Origin of the sequence: Staphylococcus sp. HMSC034G07, from assembly GCF_001835975.1 — a bacterium.
In the GTDB taxonomy this organism is placed as follows: domain Bacteria; phylum Bacillota; class Bacilli; order Staphylococcales; family Staphylococcaceae; genus Staphylococcus; species Staphylococcus ureilyticus.
This window is the reverse complement of sequence record NZ_KV826593.1, coordinates 482,546-498,981: the sequence shown is the minus strand read 5'-3', so window position 1 is coordinate 498,981 and position 16,436 is coordinate 482,546. Positions and strand designations below refer to the sequence as shown.

Below are 16,436 nucleotides of genomic sequence, written 5' to 3'. Positions count from 1 at the left end.
AGCTGAATACGCTAAGTTGAAGGTGTGTTTCCTTTAAACTATAGTACTTCAGTGACAGTGATTTAAGAACGTATTTTTCTCCAAGTATAGTCTGCGTGCAAGACTACTAGTTTAAACTACTTACACATATTGTACTTCAGTGGATCAAAGATGTAAGATTTTAAAAATAATAGCGCGCTAATCCATCATGGATTAGCGCGCTTGTTTGTACATAGCCATATATAAGCTATGCGCATGATATCTTTTAATATTTATTGATTTTTGGTAATTAAATCAGCGATTGCTTTAGCAGCATTACCATTTTCAATTGAGCAAAAATCATTATAAAATTTATCAATTTTAGGTTTATAATCAGTTTCAATTTGATTTAAATGTTGTAAATCTTCAGCTAGTTGATATGCATCTTGATAAATAGGTCCTGGTAAATCTTTGTGATAGTCTAAATAGAAGCCTCTTAAATCTTTAGCATATTTATCTAGATCATAAGCAAAGAAAATTTGAGGTCTTTTTAATACGCCATAGTCAAACATTACAGAAGAATAATCTGTGATTAAGCAATCAGAAATGAGATATAATTCTGAGATGTCACTATAGTTTGATACATCGATTGCAAAATCTTCATAACCTCTTAAGTCTAATGCGTTAGCAATAAGATAATGCATTCTTAATAGAATAACATAGTCATCACCAATTTTTTGCTGTAAATTATTTAAATCGATTTTTAAGTCGAATAAATATTTTCCTTTTTTGACAAATTCATCATCACGCCAAGTTGGTGCATACATAATTACTTTTTTGTCTTTAGGTAAATTTAAGTTTTCTTTAATTTCTTGAATGTAAGCTTGATCATTTGCACGATTAACTAAGACATCATTTCTAGGATAACCAATTTCAAGTATTTTCTCTGGTGGCATCCAAAAAGCTGTTTCAAATATCTTAGATGAATAAGCATTTGGAGAGACAAGGTAATCCCATCTGCTTGTTTCTTCTTTGAAATTACGCTTATAGTTATCAGTTGTTGTTCCAGGCATACGGATGACTTTCATATCATTTGCTAAGCGTTTTAAAGGCGTGCCGTGCCAAGTTTGAATATAAACTTGGTTAGCTTTTTTATTTAGGTATAATGGGAGTCTTGCATTTGTTACCCAGTATTTTGCACTAGCATAAGCTTCATAGTATGCGTTAGAACCCTTTTTAACTTTTTTGGCAGGTCCTGGTAAATAGACTTGATCAGGTTTTCTGAATACCCAAATAAATTCATAGTTTGGATGGTATTTCATCATATACTCATAGATATACTTTGGACTGTCACTATAATTTTTACCACCAAAAGCTTCGAAAACGATTGTATTCGGCTTAACTTTGTTTTCGCTATCTGTAAGTTGATATAATGAACGGTTTTTATTTTTTCGACGTAAAACAACATTTTTAGCTAAGCGTGCACGCTTTCTAAATCGATTTACTTTAAATGCCGGCTTTTTCTTATTAAACATAAGCATTAATGATTCTAAAATAAATAATGGTTTCTCGCTTTTGAATATTGTAGTCATTAACTGTCTTGTGACTTTTGGTAAAAGCTCACTATTTGATTTATATCTTTCAGGTGTTTTTCTTAATGATGGCTCAAACGAATCTCTATATAAATTTTTCATCTTAGTTTTAATGAATTTTTTGTTTTCTTTTAAAGGCGCACGTTTTACAGCGTCTGAAAAACTATAAACGTAGTCATTAAAAATAATATTGAAATCTTGAGTTGACAACGTCGGTTTTTCAAACGGATCATAAATTTCTCCTTTAATATAGAAAGGGAATCTACTGATTCTTACAAAACCGTTTGAATATTTAATGAATTCTAAGACGAAAGACCAGTCGATAAAGATATCTAAATCTTCATTGAATTTAATATTATGTCCACGCATAATTGCTGTTTTAAAAACGATATTACAAACAGAATGTTTACGTAGAAATTGATTTGATTTTGTTTTAGTGTTTAAATATTGCACTTTCACTAAATTTTGATCGACGTATTGTGGCACATCTAAAGTGAAAGAATGAATAGGTGCAATTAAAGCATCGTATTGATTTAAATGTTTCATATAGAAAGCTAACGCATAAGACGCAAGATAATCATCAGAATCTATAAATATAAAATAAGGTGATGTTACTGAATCTAGCGCAATATTTCTTGCATAAGCATGTCCGAAATTTTGAGTTAAATCAATTTCTTTAATTGAGATGTTCCAATCTTTGATTGTTTCAGTTGCAATAGCTTTTGAACTATCAGTTGAACCATCGTTCACTAATATTAATTCAAAATCTTGGAACCTTTGATTTTTTAAACTGTTTAAGCAATTTTCAATATAATCTTCGGAGTTGTAATAAGTTACAATTACTGATACAGATTTCATTATTTTACCTCTTTTTCCATTAACTCTATTTATTATTTGAATAGCATACTTGTGCTGATAATATTCAAAATAATAGGGTGTTTTTTTAAAATAACTTCACCGTTTAGGAGTTAAAACGGATTTATTTATTTTACTACAATATAAATATATATTCAAAACATCAACTATTGTTTATTTTCAATTACACTTTTATAAAAATTATTGAAATAAACGTTTTACTTAAATCTTAATTATTTTGATAAATTAATAACTTCATTATAGGGAATTCTAGAGGCAAAATAAAATATTTCCAAACTAGAAATCATTAAATATTTAAACAGATGATTTGTAAAATATAACAAATTGCGTATAATTTGATTTTGTAAAAAAAGATTAAGGAGAATTTTGGAATGAAGAATAATGATTTTGAAGATGTTGTGTTAAATAGGAAATCTGTAAAAGTGTTTGATGAACAAGTTAAAATTCCTAGAACTGAAATGGATGAGATGATACAAAAAGCAACAAAAGCGCCATCGTCTGTGAATATGCAACCGTGGAGATTTTTAGTGGTTGAAAGTGAAGCAGGAAAAGAAAAATTGAAGCCACTTGTTCGTTTTAATACCCGTCAAAATGATACATCCGCAGCTATGGTTATTATATTTGGCGATATGCAAAATTATGAATATGGAGAAGACATCTATCATAATGCAGTTTTAAATGGTTATATGCCTGAAGAAGTAAAGGTTGAAATGTTAGGCAAAATATTGCCTTTATATAAAAGTTTAAATCGTGCAGAAATGAATGATATTATAAAAATTGATAGTAGCTTAGCAGCAATGCAATTTATGCTCGTTGCTAGGTCTTATGGTTATGATACAAATCCTATTGGTGGTTTTGAAAAAGATCAAATTGCTGAAGCATTTGATTTAGATCCAGAACGCTTTGAACCAGTAATGATTGTTGCTATAGGAAAAGCTAAAAATCCGGGTCATGACTCTTATAGATTGTCAGCGGAGACTGTTACAAAATATGTTTAAAATTTATAATTTTAGGGAAGCTAAGTTAAATAGTATTAACGACTTGAATATTAAATGGCTGAAGAATGTTAATAATTTATCGTTAGCTAGCTATGAATGTCATTTCTAAGATGACTAAAATGATAAATTAGCAAAAAGCAATAAATGCTTGAACATAAAAAGTTGATACTCAAAAATAAGCAGGTGAATCTAAATAAGGTTTGCGTGCTTATTTTTATAGTATTTATTACATAACCAAAAAGTACATTTCTATAAATATGTGTAATAAAAGCTTAACTTTTTGAACTTTATTATGTTATAAATAGTTTATAAATGTAGGAAACGGTAGGATTCGTAATTAAAAAAACAAGCTAACAATTTATATTGTATAGTAGAGGTGTTTGTGTGTTGAAATATAAAATTTTACTTCCTTTATTGTTTTTGTGTTTTATCATAGTTGGTGCATGTTGCTTATTAAATATTAAGCATTTGAGTCAGAACGTTTCATTTTATGCGGTGGGGGATAATTTAATTCATCCAGCAGTTTATCATGATGCTTCAGTGAATAACGGAAGTTTTGATTTTAAACCAATGTATAGTCATTTGAAAAAAGATATTGAAGCTTCGGATATAGCTTATATAAATCAAGAATCTCCCATTGGTGGAGATAGCAAAGGATTGTCTGGGTTTAAGCGCTTTAATACGCCAGAAGCTATAGCAAAAGATTTATCTGACTCAGGGTTCAATTTAGTGAACGGTGCTAATAATCATGCATTAGATCAAGGGACGAGTGGACTTATGAATGAAATTGCACTTTGGAAGCAATTTGATGATATTGAATATTTTGGAACATATAATTCACAAAACAATAGAGATACAGTTCAAATTATGAATAAAAACGATATTAATATAGCTTTATTGAGTTATACATATGGCACGAATGGTATTCGATCGGATAAACCATATTACATAAATTACTTTGATGAAAAGCAAATAAAAAGAGACGTGGCTAAGGCAAAAAAACAAAGTGATGTTGTTATCGTTTCAGCACATTGGGGTAATGAAGGTAAACATAAACCAAATAAAACACAACAGAAATATGCGAAAGTGTTTGCTGATGCTGGGGTAGATGTAGTGATTGGAACGCATCCCCATGTCATTCAACCTGTGAAGTGGATTAAGGGTAAAGATAATCATAAAACATTAGTGGCTTATTCCCTGGGAAATTTTTTGAATGGTCAAGCAACAGGTGATGAAAACAATGTACTGGGAGGTAATTTAGCGTTCGATATTGAAAAAACACCGAAGCAAACTAAAATCAAGCAAGTCAGATGGAAATCACTAGTAACACATTATGAGCTGGAACCGACTTTATATAGCAATAAGGAACAAAATTTTAAAATGTATCCTTTAAATCAATATAATAATGAGTTAGCACGTAAGCATGGTTTAAATCAAAAAAATCAAGGTAATGTTAACGTGGAACGTTTAGAGGAAATCACTAAAGCAAACATTGATTCTGAATTTGTGACTAACGAAAGTTTCTGATTATTATTTATTTATAAAATGAATATGCTTATTTAATAGCATAAAAAGAAGAAGCGTAATCAATTCACATGTTTTGATTGTGCTTCTTCTTTGAGTTATGTGTATTTATTTTACTTGCTTAGCTAAACTTGTAATGTAATTAAAAAAGCTATCATGTTCAACATGATGTACCACAGAAACTAACCGGCCATTTGCTTCATCGATATATGTACATCCTTGACTAGGACCATTAACATGAACAGAAGTTTTTACATCGTGTTGTTTTACTAAGTCTGGTTTACCGACATAAGCAGTTGTTAAAACATCCCATAAGAAATATGTAGAATTTGTTTGGAAATGTGTGAGCGGTGGCACAGCAGCATAACTTACACCTAAAAAATCAACACCAGTATAAGCGCGTTCGTTGGCCCACATTTGTCTAATGTCCCAAGTCATAGGTACTTGATTCGTACTTTCTAAAGCGACCATATCAATCTTTATTTCTGTATCAAAAATGGTTTTAACAGCTTCAGGGTCCCAAAATGCATTCCATTCAGCTGTGCCGTCATGTTCGGGTTCTTCTACATTCCCTTTTTCTAAAAATGTGCCTCCCATCCATACTAACCGTTCAATATTATTTACGAGTTTTGGTTCAACGGAGATAGCTTTAGCTAAATCCGTAAGCGGCCCAGTAAATAATAATGTAACTTTTTCATCGCTCGCGTTTACTTTTTCGATAATATCTTCATATGCCTCATGTGTTAATATTTTAGAATGTTGCGAAGTAGGCTCATTCAGTATAGGTAATGCATCCATAAAGAAAGCATGCATACGCCAATCTTTTGGGAAAGGATTTTTGCCGCGTGCTTTTGATGCTGCTACATGGACAGGCGTTAATGAAAAACGATTTATTATTTTTTGTGATGCACTCACAGCTGGTTCTATGTAACTGTCAGCACCGATTGCACTGACACCAATCAAATCGACTTCTTCCATTTGAAGTAATAAGAAAAGTGAGATTAAATCATCTACACCACCGTCATGATTAAAATAAACTTTTTTCATAAATATAATCCTCCGAATTCAATGATTTTAAATCATTATACCAAACTCAGTTATTAGTATAAGCAATTTAAACAAAAGTTCATAAATCTTTAGCACGTGATATTAAAAGCCACAGGGTGGGAAAATTCTGAAAATAAAAAATGTAAGTGTTTATATATATGCGTAAAGGTTATGTTATATCTATGGAAGTAAATAAGGGGTGTTTTTATTTGTGAAGTTTAAAAAAGAAAAAGTGAATCATGTAGATTCAAATCAAGCTAAAAAAGGTGTAGTAGCAACGGGGATAGGTAATGCAATCGAATGGTTTGATTTTGGATTGTATGCACAATTAGCAGTGGTGATCAGTGCGAATTTTTTCGGTAATTTGCCACAAGAAATGCAAATTGTGTCAACCTTTGCAGTTTTTGCTTTTGCATTTATTGTAAGACCAATTGGAGGAATATTTTTCAGTCATTTGGGAGATAAATATGGTAGAAAAATAGTTTTATCTACTACCATTTTATTGATGGCTGCCTCTACATTAATGCTCGGTTTGTTACCAACTCAGGAACAAATTGGTATTTGGGCACCCATACTATTATTAGTAGTTCGAATGATTCAATCATTCTCCACTGGTGGGGAGTATGCAGGAGCGATGACTTATATTGCTGAGACATCTCCAGATAAAACACGAGGTAAATTAGGCAGTGGACTAGAAATAGGAACACTTGCAGGAAATATATTAGCTGCAATACTTGCTGGTACAATGTATAGTTTGTTGAATGACCAGCAAATGGCTGAATGGGGTTGGAGAATTCCATTTATTATAGCAGCGCCATTAGGTATTGTTGGTATTATACTTCGTTCGAGTCTTGATGAAAGTCCAGCTTATGAGTCCACATTAGAAGAACAAAAAGAATTAGAATATTCATATTTAGATATTTTTAAATATTATTGGAAAGACGTTGTAGTTTGTTTTACAGGCGTAGCTTTCTTGAATGTAGCCAATTACATGGTATTGTCATATATGCCTTCGTTCTTGAATACGACGATTAATTTAGGTGGGACAATGGGTTCAATATTAAGTACAATCACTATGTTGCTCATGATTCCAGCTGTATTTTTCTTTGGGTGGTATAGTGATAAAATTGGAAATAAACGTACGATTATATTTGGTTTAGCAGGTTTCAGCTTATTCTCAGTGTTAGCATTTTGGTTAATGAGCATACCGATGTTGCCTTTAGTTATCTTAGGTTTATTTATCATTGCATTATTTATGTCAACATTTGAAGGTGTTATGCCTTCAGTGTTACCAAGTATGTTCCACACTAAAGTCAGATTGCGTACGCTATCGCTTGTATATAATATAGGTGCTGCTATTTTTGGTGGTTTAACACCATTTATCCTGTCTACACTTGTAGAGTCAACTGGCCAACAAATTGCACCTTCCTATTATTTGATGTTTATAAATATTGTTGGCTTAATAATCTTTGTAACAATGTTCAAATCAACATCTAATAAATCTTTAAGAGGATCATATCCAAATGTAGAATCCCAAGAAGATTACGAAGATGTGATTCAAAATCCAAAAGATGCATTGTGGTGGGAAAAAGAAGTTAAACACGAAAAACGTAGCACAACATAGCATGATTGAAATCACAGTTTTTTAACAAAATATTTTAGAATTTTGGTTTTAAGATTGAGCCTCAAAAGGTTGCTAATAAAAGTAATCTTTTGGGGCTCATTTTATATTCGTATTGAATTTCATTGATAATAATTATTTTACAAATTAAGAGGAAATATAAAGGTGACTACATATGTATTGAGTGCACAATTGATTGGATGTAATGATATATTACAAATATTAAAAATGTTTGATAATTAATTTAAATAACAAGTGAAAAATAAAAGAAAAATCAAATAAATAAATTAATATTAAGTCTTTTATGGTATTATTAAAACAATCAAACTTAATGGGAGGTTGAGGGGTATGTCTAAAACAGTAAAAATAATTGTCGCAGTTGTGATTGGTGTGCTTTTAATTGCCGGTATTGGGGGAGCTGCTTATTACTTTTTTATCAAAAACACACCTAAAAACACATATTTATTGAGCGAAAAGGAAACAGCTAATCAATTTCAAGAATATGCTAAAGATCGATTTGAAAATGAATTTAAATTTCAAGATAAGATGAAAGATGAATCATATCTGATCAATTTAAAAGGAGACGCCGATGTGCCTAAAAATTTATTAGAATCATCAGGTGTTCCTAAATCTGTCGCAGATGCTTCTGAAGTGGGATTGACAGTGGGACACGATCCTAAAAAAGAAAAATCAATTTTGGCTTTAAACCCAACGATAGCAGATAATGAAATCGGTAAGTTTCAATGGGCTGCAGACAAAGACAATCAATATTATGCATCACCATTATTTAACGATGTTTATAAAGCTAAAAATGATGAACTTGTAGATGCTTTTGAAAAAATAACTGGAGATACATCAAGTACTACAGGTAAAGAGAATGTAGTGACAAATGATACATTAAACTTAAATTCATTATTATCGGGGTCACAAATTTCACAAAAAGATATAGAAAAAATAAGTAGTAAATATACAGATGTAATCATTGATAAATTAGACAAAGATAATTTTGAAAAAGAAAATGCTACGATTGATGTAGATGGCGATGAACAAGATGTTAAGAAAGTAACATTGAAACTTAGCAAAGGCGAAACAAAAGCGATTGTGAAATCAGTTTTGGAAAAAGCTAAGAAGGATAAAGATATTAAAAAAATAGCCGAAGATCAATTCAAAGCAGAGGATTATGAAGATAAAATTGATGAAGCGATACAAGAAGTGAAAGATAAAGATAAAAATGATTTTCCAAGTATTAAATCTGTAATTTGGGAAGAAGATAATTTAATTTTAAAACGTGAATTAACTGCTAAAGATAAAAATGATTCAGAAGTAAAATTAACAGGAATGAATCAAATTGATGATGATAAACTAGCAGTGAATTATAAAATTGCTGCAGATGATACTGAGTTATCATTAAAAGGTAAATCTACAAAAGACGATGATAAGTATAAAGACAATTATACAATTGGGGCTAATGAGCGTTACAAAAAATCTACGATTAAGTTATCAAACAATGAGACTCAAGATGGTGACAAACGTACAGACAAAGGTAAAGTGAGCGTTGATGCAAATTATCGCAAAACTGAATTTGAATATAATAATCATTTAGAAACCGATGTGAAGAATAATACGCAAAAGCAAGATTTTAAATTGACTACAGATATTCGATATCAACCAGTAACATTTAATATCAAAGGTGAAACAAAACTTAAAGAAGATATTAAATTCGAAAAATCAGGTGCCAAAGATTTAAATGGATTGACCGATGATGATTTGAAAAAATTACAAAAGGAAATTTCTAAAAAAACAGAAGGTATCATTAAAGATTTAGCAAAAGATTTTAAAAAATAACTAAAAGGAGAGTGGTAAAATGAAAACATTACAATTGTTTCGCATTTACCACTCTTTTTTATTAAAAAAATGGTATTTACTACTATATTTATTGATTATAGTTATAGGGTTGTTTACTACTTTAATAGTGATTCAACAATTAAATCAAGATAATGAGAAATTTAGAATTGGTGTTGTGGATAAAGATCGATCTCCAGAGACGCAAATCATATTGAAATCACTAGGTGATGGTGCGAATTTGGGGAAAGATATTAGCATAAAAAAATATGACCAAAAAGTAGCTGAAAAAAAGTTAGAGAATAAAGCATTAGAGGGTTATTACGTGTTTGAAAAAGGTATGACACAGGATTTTTATAAAAATGGAAGTTTGCCTATTTCAGTACATACATATGATCAACAGTCTACCAAAAGTTTAGTCATTAATCAGTTAACAGACTCAGTATATCAAAGGCTTATGTTATCGATGGGTGGAGGTCTAGCCTATACAACGTTGTCCTCACATAATGATAAAGATCATACATTAATGCTGCTAACGGATTTATTGTTTACAGGACTAAATCGTGCTGGCGCATTTGAATATGAACCTATACATATATATGACAGTGCAAGTTATTATGTAATTACAACGTATTTAACATCTATTAATATTTTTGCTTTGTCAATATTTACTATTTTGAAAATGAATCAAACGACTGCATTGTGGTCAAGATTAAGCATGCACCATTTTTCTTTTGAAAAATTAACACTGATAAGAAGTTTATTTACACTTTTTTATACAGGATTATGGACGATTTTTGGTGTGCTTTGGTTGATTAAATCCTTGCCAAATCAGTTTGAAAGCTATAATTGGTTAACGATTGTAATTCAACTGAGCTATTATGTCTTGATGATTATCATTTGGTTAACCATTATTGATTTAATTGCTTTTAAATGGATGAACTATGTACTGAAAAGTATATTGAGTATATTGATTGTTCTATTGTCAGGGATGACGATACCAACCATTTATTTTAAACATTCTATATTAGGGATGGTTGATTACTTACCATTTAGTTTTGTAACAAATCAAATGCTGGAAATTGTATTGAATAATTATATTTTAGATGTACCAATAACTTTTTATAGCAGTTTATTTATATCAATTTTCATCTTAGTCTTGATATTGATTGGGAGGTATCGCTTATGATTCAACCCTATTTCTTCATAATTATAAAAAAACAGTGGAAACAACATTTAGCCTTTATGTGTATCTTATTATTCTCTTTAATTGCTATTTGGGGGATATATAAAACACTAAATAAATCATTTCAAATTCCTGTAGCAATACAAGATTTAGATCAATCTGCAGCGTCTAAAAATTTAATCAAAAACATCACAAGTAACGAATTCATTACTCAAATAAAAGTGCCAACTGAAGAAACGTATTTGGATGAATATATAGAAAGAAAAGAAGCGGTAGTAAGTTTACAAATACCTAAAAATTACAGTCAAAAGTTGCATGATAACCGTTTAAAAGAAACAATTTTATTATATGGAAGAGATGATTTTATTGGTGATATTACCTTAGAAATCATAAGCATGTCATTATATGAACAACAGATACCTAATATCGTTAAAAGTCATTTAGATGATAATGGTGATCGTACATCTTTGAACACAGTAAATAAAATATTGAATGATAAGACACCTCAATCTCAAATTGTACATTATTTTGTAAAGTCACATTCAGATACTTCTATTTCATTGAGTGTTGTTTTTGCGATATTGTTGAGTATGAGCAGTGTGCAAATTATTTTGCACCAAAGATTAAAACAGAATGGGCCTTTGAGAAGAATTTTTTTAGTTCAATATAGTCAGGTGAAATTGTATCTTACTTACATACTGATACATACGATGCTATTGTTAATGATATTAATCATAAGTGCATTATTGTTTCATCAATCGTTAACATGGATATTTTATTTGAAATCACTGTTTATCATTGTATTATTTGAAGCCGGTGTTGCTTTTTTATTATTTAAAATTAATACACTTAGTCATAGGTTATTTATGACGTTTATATATGCGCTTGTCATGAGCGTGATTTATATCCTTATACAAATTTAGGAGGGATGGGATGATAACTTTAAAACATGTGCAGAAACGATATCATAATAAAACAATTTTTCAATCTCTGAATATGACTTTTGAAAACCAACAATTAACTGTGCTATTAGGTGAAAATGGTGCTGGAAAGTCGACACTATTAAGAATGCTTGCGGGGTTAGAACAACCTAATCAAGGGGAAATTACGTACTTTGGAAAAAAATTGTCTAAAAAACAATTACAAGCAATGATTGGATATGTACCACAAGATATTGCATTATTTGAGCATATGACTGTTGCTGAAAACGTTAATTGTTTTAAAGCATTATGTAAACATCCAATATCTGATGCGTTAATTACAAAATACATGGAACAATTAAACATCAAAGATTTAGATGTTACTGTTTCTCGTCTATCTGGGGGGACGAAGCGTAAAGTGAATGTATTAATAGGTTTACTGAATCATCCACGAGTTCTGATACTAGATGAACCAACGGTAGGCATAGATTTAAAATCAAGGTTTGATATCCACCACTTACTCAATCAAATGAAGCGAAATTGTTTGATCATATTGACGACACATCATTTAGATGAGGTAGAGGCATTGGCTGATTGTATTAAAGTCATAGGCGTCGATCCGTTTTATAAAAAAGTATTATCAGACAAACAATGGCAATTTGAGCGTTATCATAATTAACTTTAAATTTCTAAATCATTTGTTTACTTATATTTAAAAAGTACTTACAAAGTGAATGTCAATCATTTATTTTGTCTGTGCTTTTTTATTTTTAAGAAATCTTAAAACCACAAAATAACAACGTTGTTATTAAAGGCGAAAAGGTGTATAATGTTAGTTTGTGAATTCGCTTTCATAAAATCGATTTTGACTGGGGGACTTAAATTGTCATTTGTGAGTGAAAATTTACCGATAATATCACTTATTATTGGCGTAGCATTGCTATTATTTTTAAATATTAAATTAAAGATTAACAGTATTTTTTCTTTGATTTTTGCAGCTATTGCTGTTGGCTTACTGAACGGTATGAAGCCAATGGTAATCTTAGATACAATTAAAGATGGATTAGGTTCAACGTTAGGTAGTCTTGCACTAATTATAGGATTTGGTGCAATTTTAGGTAAGTTAATGGTTGATTTTGGAGCAGCTCAACGAATAGCTACCACGCTAATTGATAAATTCGGTGCAAAGCATGTGCATTGGGCATTGATTATTATTGGTGCTGTCTTTGGTATTTCTGTATTTTACGAAGTGGCTTTTATGATTTTAGCGCCTTTAGTAATTAGTATTGCTATAGAAGCTAAAACACCATTTATGAAATTGGCTATTACTATGGTAGCTGCAACGACACTATCTCATAGTTTATTTCCACCTCAGGCAGGTCCGACTGCATTGGTAGACGCCTATCATGCTGATATGGGGATGGTATATATCTTGGGAATCATCGTCTTTATACCTGGTGTAATGATTGCTGGTATCCTTTTACCGAAGGTTATGAAAAATTTGAATTACCCTGTGCCACCGTTGTTGCAGAAAAATAAAACGTTTAGTGAAAGAGAAATGCCTAATTTTGGGATGAGTTTATTAATACCACTCATTCCTGCGATTTTAATTTCACTTTCAACAATATTAAGTATGTTTCTAACGAAAGACACTTTATGGCATGAAATTGTATCATTTTTTGGGAGTGCAGAAATTAGTCTTATAATCGCAATTCTTACATCAATTATTGTCTTTGGATTGAGAAAAGGTAAAAAGATGGATGAGTTGATGAAATCTTTCGAAAGTGGCTTGAAAGGTGTGGCAACGATTATATTTATCGTAGGTGCTGGTGGTGCATTTAAAGAAATTATTTTAAAAGCAAATGTAGGCGATTATATTGCGGGAATTATGCAAAATACAAATATTTCACCTCTAATCATGGCGTGGTTAATTACAGCACTTATACGTATTGCTACAGGACAAGGGGTGGTGTCAGCAATAACTGCAGCTGGAATTGTAGGGCCTTTAATTCCTACATTTAATGTTAATCCAGTATTGATGGTTCTAGCAACTGCTGCTGGTAGTAATACAATTACACATGTGAATGACGCATCATTTTGGTTATTTAAAGAATATTTTAATATAACGATTAAAGATACATTTAAAACCTGGGGTCTTTTGTTATTTACATCTTCTATTGTTGGTTTGGTTATTGTATTAATCATGGATCTGTTTATGTAAAGTAACGATAGTATGAGCGGAATGAAAAATGGTGATTTTTTTCTACTCTATATCTCTTTTTAGTTATTTAATATGGCATTTTACTTAAATATATCTTTTACCACAATTGTTAAAACGACTGAATGTATAATTTGAATGGTAGGTACGGATATTATCTTAAATATTAAATGATGATATGCAAATTGTATACAATGATTTATGTGCATCTATTGAAATTTTTATAATTTTGATAGATGCTTTTTGCTTATTTTAAAGCCTTTTTAAATATTTTTATAAAAAATTATTTAAATAAACCTTTGACTTATTATATTTAAAAGTGTAATATTCATGAATATTAATACAAATAATAGAATAATAATAAGGTTGGTGTATTTAATGAATACGTTATTCGAATTAACAGATCAATATAGTTCAAATAATTACAGTCCCTTGAAATTAGCATTAACAAAAGGTAAAGGTGCTCATGTATGGGATGTTGAAGGTAAGCGTTATATTGATTGTATAGCAGGCTTTTCAGTGGTCAATCAAGGACATTGTCACCCGAAAATTATTGAAGCATTTCAAGCGCAAAGCGAGCAAATAACTATGGTATCGCGTGCCTTATATAGTGATAACTTGGGACAATGGGAAGAAAAAATTTGTAAATTAGCAAATAAAGACAAAGTGCTACCCATGAATACTGGTACTGAAGCTGTGGAAACAGCAATTAAAATTGCACGTAAATGGGGCGCTGATGTCAAAGGTATTAAAGAAAATGAAAGTGAAATCATTGCTATGAATGGTAACTTTCACGGTCGTACGTTAGGGTCTTTATCTTTATCTGCACAAGATAGTTACAAAAAAGGATTTGGTCCATTGTTAGAAAATATTAATTATATAGAATTTGGAGATATTGAACATTTAAAAGTATTGATTAATGATAATACATCGGCCATTATTTTAGAGCCAATACAAGGTGAAGGTGGCGTGAATATCCCCCCAGACTATTTTATTCAAGAAGTACGTCATTTATGTAATCAACATAATATTTTATTCATTGCTGATGAAATCCAGGTTGGACTAGGTAGGACAGGCAAGATGTTTGCCATGGAATGGGAGGGCGTAGAGCCTGATATTTATTTACTAGGCAAATCATTGGGGGGTGGACTTTACCCTATTTCAGCTATATTAGCAAATGAAACAATCATGAATGTTTTAACACCAGGCACGCATGGTTCTACATTTGGTGGTAATCCACTTGCTTGTGCAGTATCGATAGCAGCCATAGATGTTTTATTAGATGAAAATTTAATTGAACATTCAGCTGAGTTAGGCCAAACACTGTTGAATCAATTACAACTTATCGATAGTCCAATTATTGATGATGTCAGAGGGAGAGGGTTATTTATTGGTATTGAATTAACAGAACAAGCACAGCCATATTGTTTAGAAATGATAGAAAAAGGCGTGTTGTGTAAGGAAACACAGGGCAATGTTATTAGAATTGCACCACCGTTAGTCATTAATGAAAATGAGATTAATCAAATTGCTGATGTGATTAAAGAAGTACTTGAAAAAAATAAAAAAGCACATTAAAAATTCCGAATATTCAGAAAGGAATGAGGAAGATGATTACAGTTGGAATAGTAGGTGGAAGTGGTTATGGTGCTGTAGAACTTATACGTTTATTACAACATCATCCTAACGTCATAATTAAATATGTATTTTCGCATTCTAAGATTGATGAACCAATCAGTAAAACATTTCCACATTTAAACCATATCGCACTTAATTATACTGAATTAAATGAACAAGCGACGTCTTGTGATGTTATATTTTTTGCAACACCTTCAAATGTCAGCAAACATTTAGTGCCAAATTTAATTAATAATGGTGTTAAAGTGATTGATTTATCAGGAGATTTTAGACTGACAGATAGAAACCTATATCAAACATATTATGGTGAAGCAGCAGCAGAACAAGATTTTTTAGATTCGGCCCTTTATAGTATTGCGGAGTGGAGTGAAATAGATTCACAACGCACAAAGTTGATAGCGAATCCTGGTTGTTTTCCCACTTCTATTTTATTGGCGTTACACCCTCTGATTGCTCAAAATGCAATCGATGTTCATTCAATTATTATTGATTCAAAAACAGGTGTTTCAGGAGCAGGACGTGCATTAGCACAACACCTCCATTACGCTGAAATGAATGAAAATTTTAGTGCCTATGCAATTGGAAACCATAAACATAAACCAGAGATAGAACAATATGTATCTAATATTGCTGGGACAAAGTGCGATGTGATGTTCACACCACATTTAATACCGATGACAAGAGGTATTTTATCTACAATTTATGTGAAGTTAAACGAGTATATGACAGCAGAGCATTTACATGATATTTATAAAAATAATTATGAACAGAAACCATTTATAAGAATTAGAGACTTGGGAGAATACCCCAAAACAAAAGAAGTGTATGGTAGTAATTTTTGCGATATAGGTCTGTATGTAGATGAAAAAAATCAAAGGGCTATTATCGTATCAGTTATAGATAACTTAGTTAAAGGTGCGAGTGGTCAAGCAATCCAAAATTTAAATTTACTTTATGACTTAGACGAGACAACTGGTCTGAATCAGCTACCAATTTATCCTTAATGAAATGCGAAA

General features: G+C 31.0%; 12 protein-coding genes. 10 read left to right on the top strand and 2 right to left on the bottom strand.

Features of this window, described 5'->3' with window-relative positions; genetic code table 11:
• Positions 1 to 251 precede the first annotated feature (251 nt).
• Entirely contained in the window at positions 252 to 2,408 is a 2,157-nt protein-coding gene (locus HMPREF2586_RS03575; protein ID WP_046206627.1) for a bifunctional glycosyltransferase family 2 protein/CDP-glycerol:glycerophosphate glycerophosphotransferase, read from the bottom strand.
• Between the two features lie 389 nt (positions 2,409 to 2,797).
• Between HMPREF2586_RS03575 and HMPREF2586_RS03570 the strand changes: the two genes are divergently transcribed.
• On the top strand, positions 2,798 to 3,424 hold the full coding sequence (locus tag HMPREF2586_RS03570) for a nitroreductase family protein (protein WP_064209169.1): 627 nt from the start codon (positions 2,798 to 2,800) through the stop codon (positions 3,422 to 3,424).
• A gap of 384 nt (positions 3,425 to 3,808) precedes the next feature.
• Positions 3,809 to 4,951 carry a CapA family protein gene (locus tag HMPREF2586_RS03565; RefSeq protein ID WP_046206628.1) on the top strand — a complete coding sequence of 381 codons (1,143 nt, stop codon included), beginning with the start codon at positions 3,809 to 3,811 and terminating at the stop codon, positions 4,949 to 4,951.
• 105 nt (positions 4,952 to 5,056) lie between these two features.
• On the opposite strand, the gene HMPREF2586_RS03560 is transcribed toward HMPREF2586_RS03565, so the two are convergent.
• Entirely contained in the window at positions 5,057 to 5,995 is a 939-nt protein-coding gene (locus tag HMPREF2586_RS03560; protein WP_070658037.1) for a nucleoside hydrolase, read from the bottom strand.
• 211 nt (positions 5,996 to 6,206) lie between these two features.
• On the opposite strand from HMPREF2586_RS03560, the gene HMPREF2586_RS03555 reads away from it, so the two are divergent.
• The 8 genes from HMPREF2586_RS03555 (at position 6,207) to argC (ending at position 16,424) form a co-directional block, all read left to right on the top strand.
• Positions 6,207 to 7,619, top strand: coding sequence for an MFS transporter (locus tag HMPREF2586_RS03555; protein ID WP_070658036.1), 1,413 nt, complete (start codon positions 6,207 to 6,209; stop codon positions 7,617 to 7,619).
• 345 nt (positions 7,620 to 7,964) lie between these two features.
• On the top strand, positions 7,965 to 9,461 hold the full coding sequence (locus HMPREF2586_RS03550) for a DUF6583 family protein (protein ID WP_070658035.1): 1,497 nt from the start codon (positions 7,965 to 7,967) through the stop codon (positions 9,459 to 9,461).
• A 19-nt stretch (positions 9,462 to 9,480) separates the two neighbouring features.
• Positions 9,481 to 10,647 (top strand): ABC transporter permease, encoded by a 1,167-nt coding sequence (locus HMPREF2586_RS03545; protein WP_070658034.1) that lies wholly within the window; start codon positions 9,481 to 9,483, stop codon positions 10,645 to 10,647.
• Complete coding sequence (locus HMPREF2586_RS03540; protein WP_070037162.1) at positions 10,644 to 11,567, top strand: ABC transporter permease; 924 nt, start codon at positions 10,644 to 10,646, stop codon at positions 11,565 to 11,567. The genes HMPREF2586_RS03545 and HMPREF2586_RS03540 overlap by 4 nt, the downstream gene beginning before the upstream one ends.
• Before the next feature lie 10 nt (positions 11,568 to 11,577).
• The gene (locus HMPREF2586_RS03535) at positions 11,578 to 12,243 is read left to right on the top strand and encodes an ABC transporter ATP-binding protein (RefSeq protein ID WP_046206634.1); all 666 of its coding nucleotides are present in this window, start codon (positions 11,578 to 11,580) and stop codon (positions 12,241 to 12,243) included.
• A 204-nt stretch (positions 12,244 to 12,447) separates the two neighbouring features.
• Entirely contained in the window at positions 12,448 to 13,785 is a 1,338-nt protein-coding gene (locus HMPREF2586_RS03530) for a gluconate:H+ symporter (RefSeq protein ID WP_046206635.1), read from the top strand.
• Between the two features lie 375 nt (positions 13,786 to 14,160).
• Complete coding sequence (gene rocD / locus HMPREF2586_RS03525; protein ID WP_064209175.1) at positions 14,161 to 15,360, top strand: ornithine--oxo-acid transaminase; 1,200 nt, start codon at positions 14,161 to 14,163, stop codon at positions 15,358 to 15,360.
• Between the two features lie 32 nt (positions 15,361 to 15,392).
• Complete coding sequence (gene argC, locus HMPREF2586_RS03520) at positions 15,393 to 16,424, top strand: N-acetyl-gamma-glutamyl-phosphate reductase (RefSeq protein ID WP_064209176.1); 1,032 nt, start codon at positions 15,393 to 15,395, stop codon at positions 16,422 to 16,424.
• Positions 16,425 to 16,436: the final 12 nt, after the last annotated feature.

What these genes read in the sequence shown, in the direction of transcription:
- HMPREF2586_RS03560 (WP_070658037.1), bottom strand. Translation starts at nt 5,995, where the DNA reads ATGAAAAAAGTTTATTTTAATCATGACGGTGGTGTAGATGATTTAATC.
- rocD (WP_064209175.1), top strand. Translation starts at nt 14,161, where the DNA reads ATGAATACGTTATTCGAATTAACAGATCAATATAGTTCAAATAATTAC.
- HMPREF2586_RS03570 (WP_064209169.1), top strand. Translation starts at nt 2,798, where the DNA reads ATGAAGAATAATGATTTTGAAGATGTTGTGTTAAATAGGAAATCTGTA.
- HMPREF2586_RS03545 (WP_070658034.1), top strand. Translation starts at nt 9,481, where the DNA reads ATGAAAACATTACAATTGTTTCGCATTTACCACTCTTTTTTATTAAAA.
- HMPREF2586_RS03535 (WP_046206634.1), top strand. Translation starts at nt 11,578, where the DNA reads ATGATAACTTTAAAACATGTGCAGAAACGATATCATAATAAAACAATT.
- argC (WP_064209176.1), top strand. Translation starts at nt 15,393, where the DNA reads ATGATTACAGTTGGAATAGTAGGTGGAAGTGGTTATGGTGCTGTAGAA.
- HMPREF2586_RS03575 (WP_046206627.1), bottom strand. Translation starts at nt 2,408, where the DNA reads ATGAAATCTGTATCAGTAATTGTAACTTATTACAACTCCGAAGATTAT.
- HMPREF2586_RS03550 (WP_070658035.1), top strand. Translation starts at nt 7,965, where the DNA reads ATGTCTAAAACAGTAAAAATAATTGTCGCAGTTGTGATTGGTGTGCTT.
- HMPREF2586_RS03540 (WP_070037162.1), top strand. Translation starts at nt 10,644, where the DNA reads ATGATTCAACCCTATTTCTTCATAATTATAAAAAAACAGTGGAAACAA.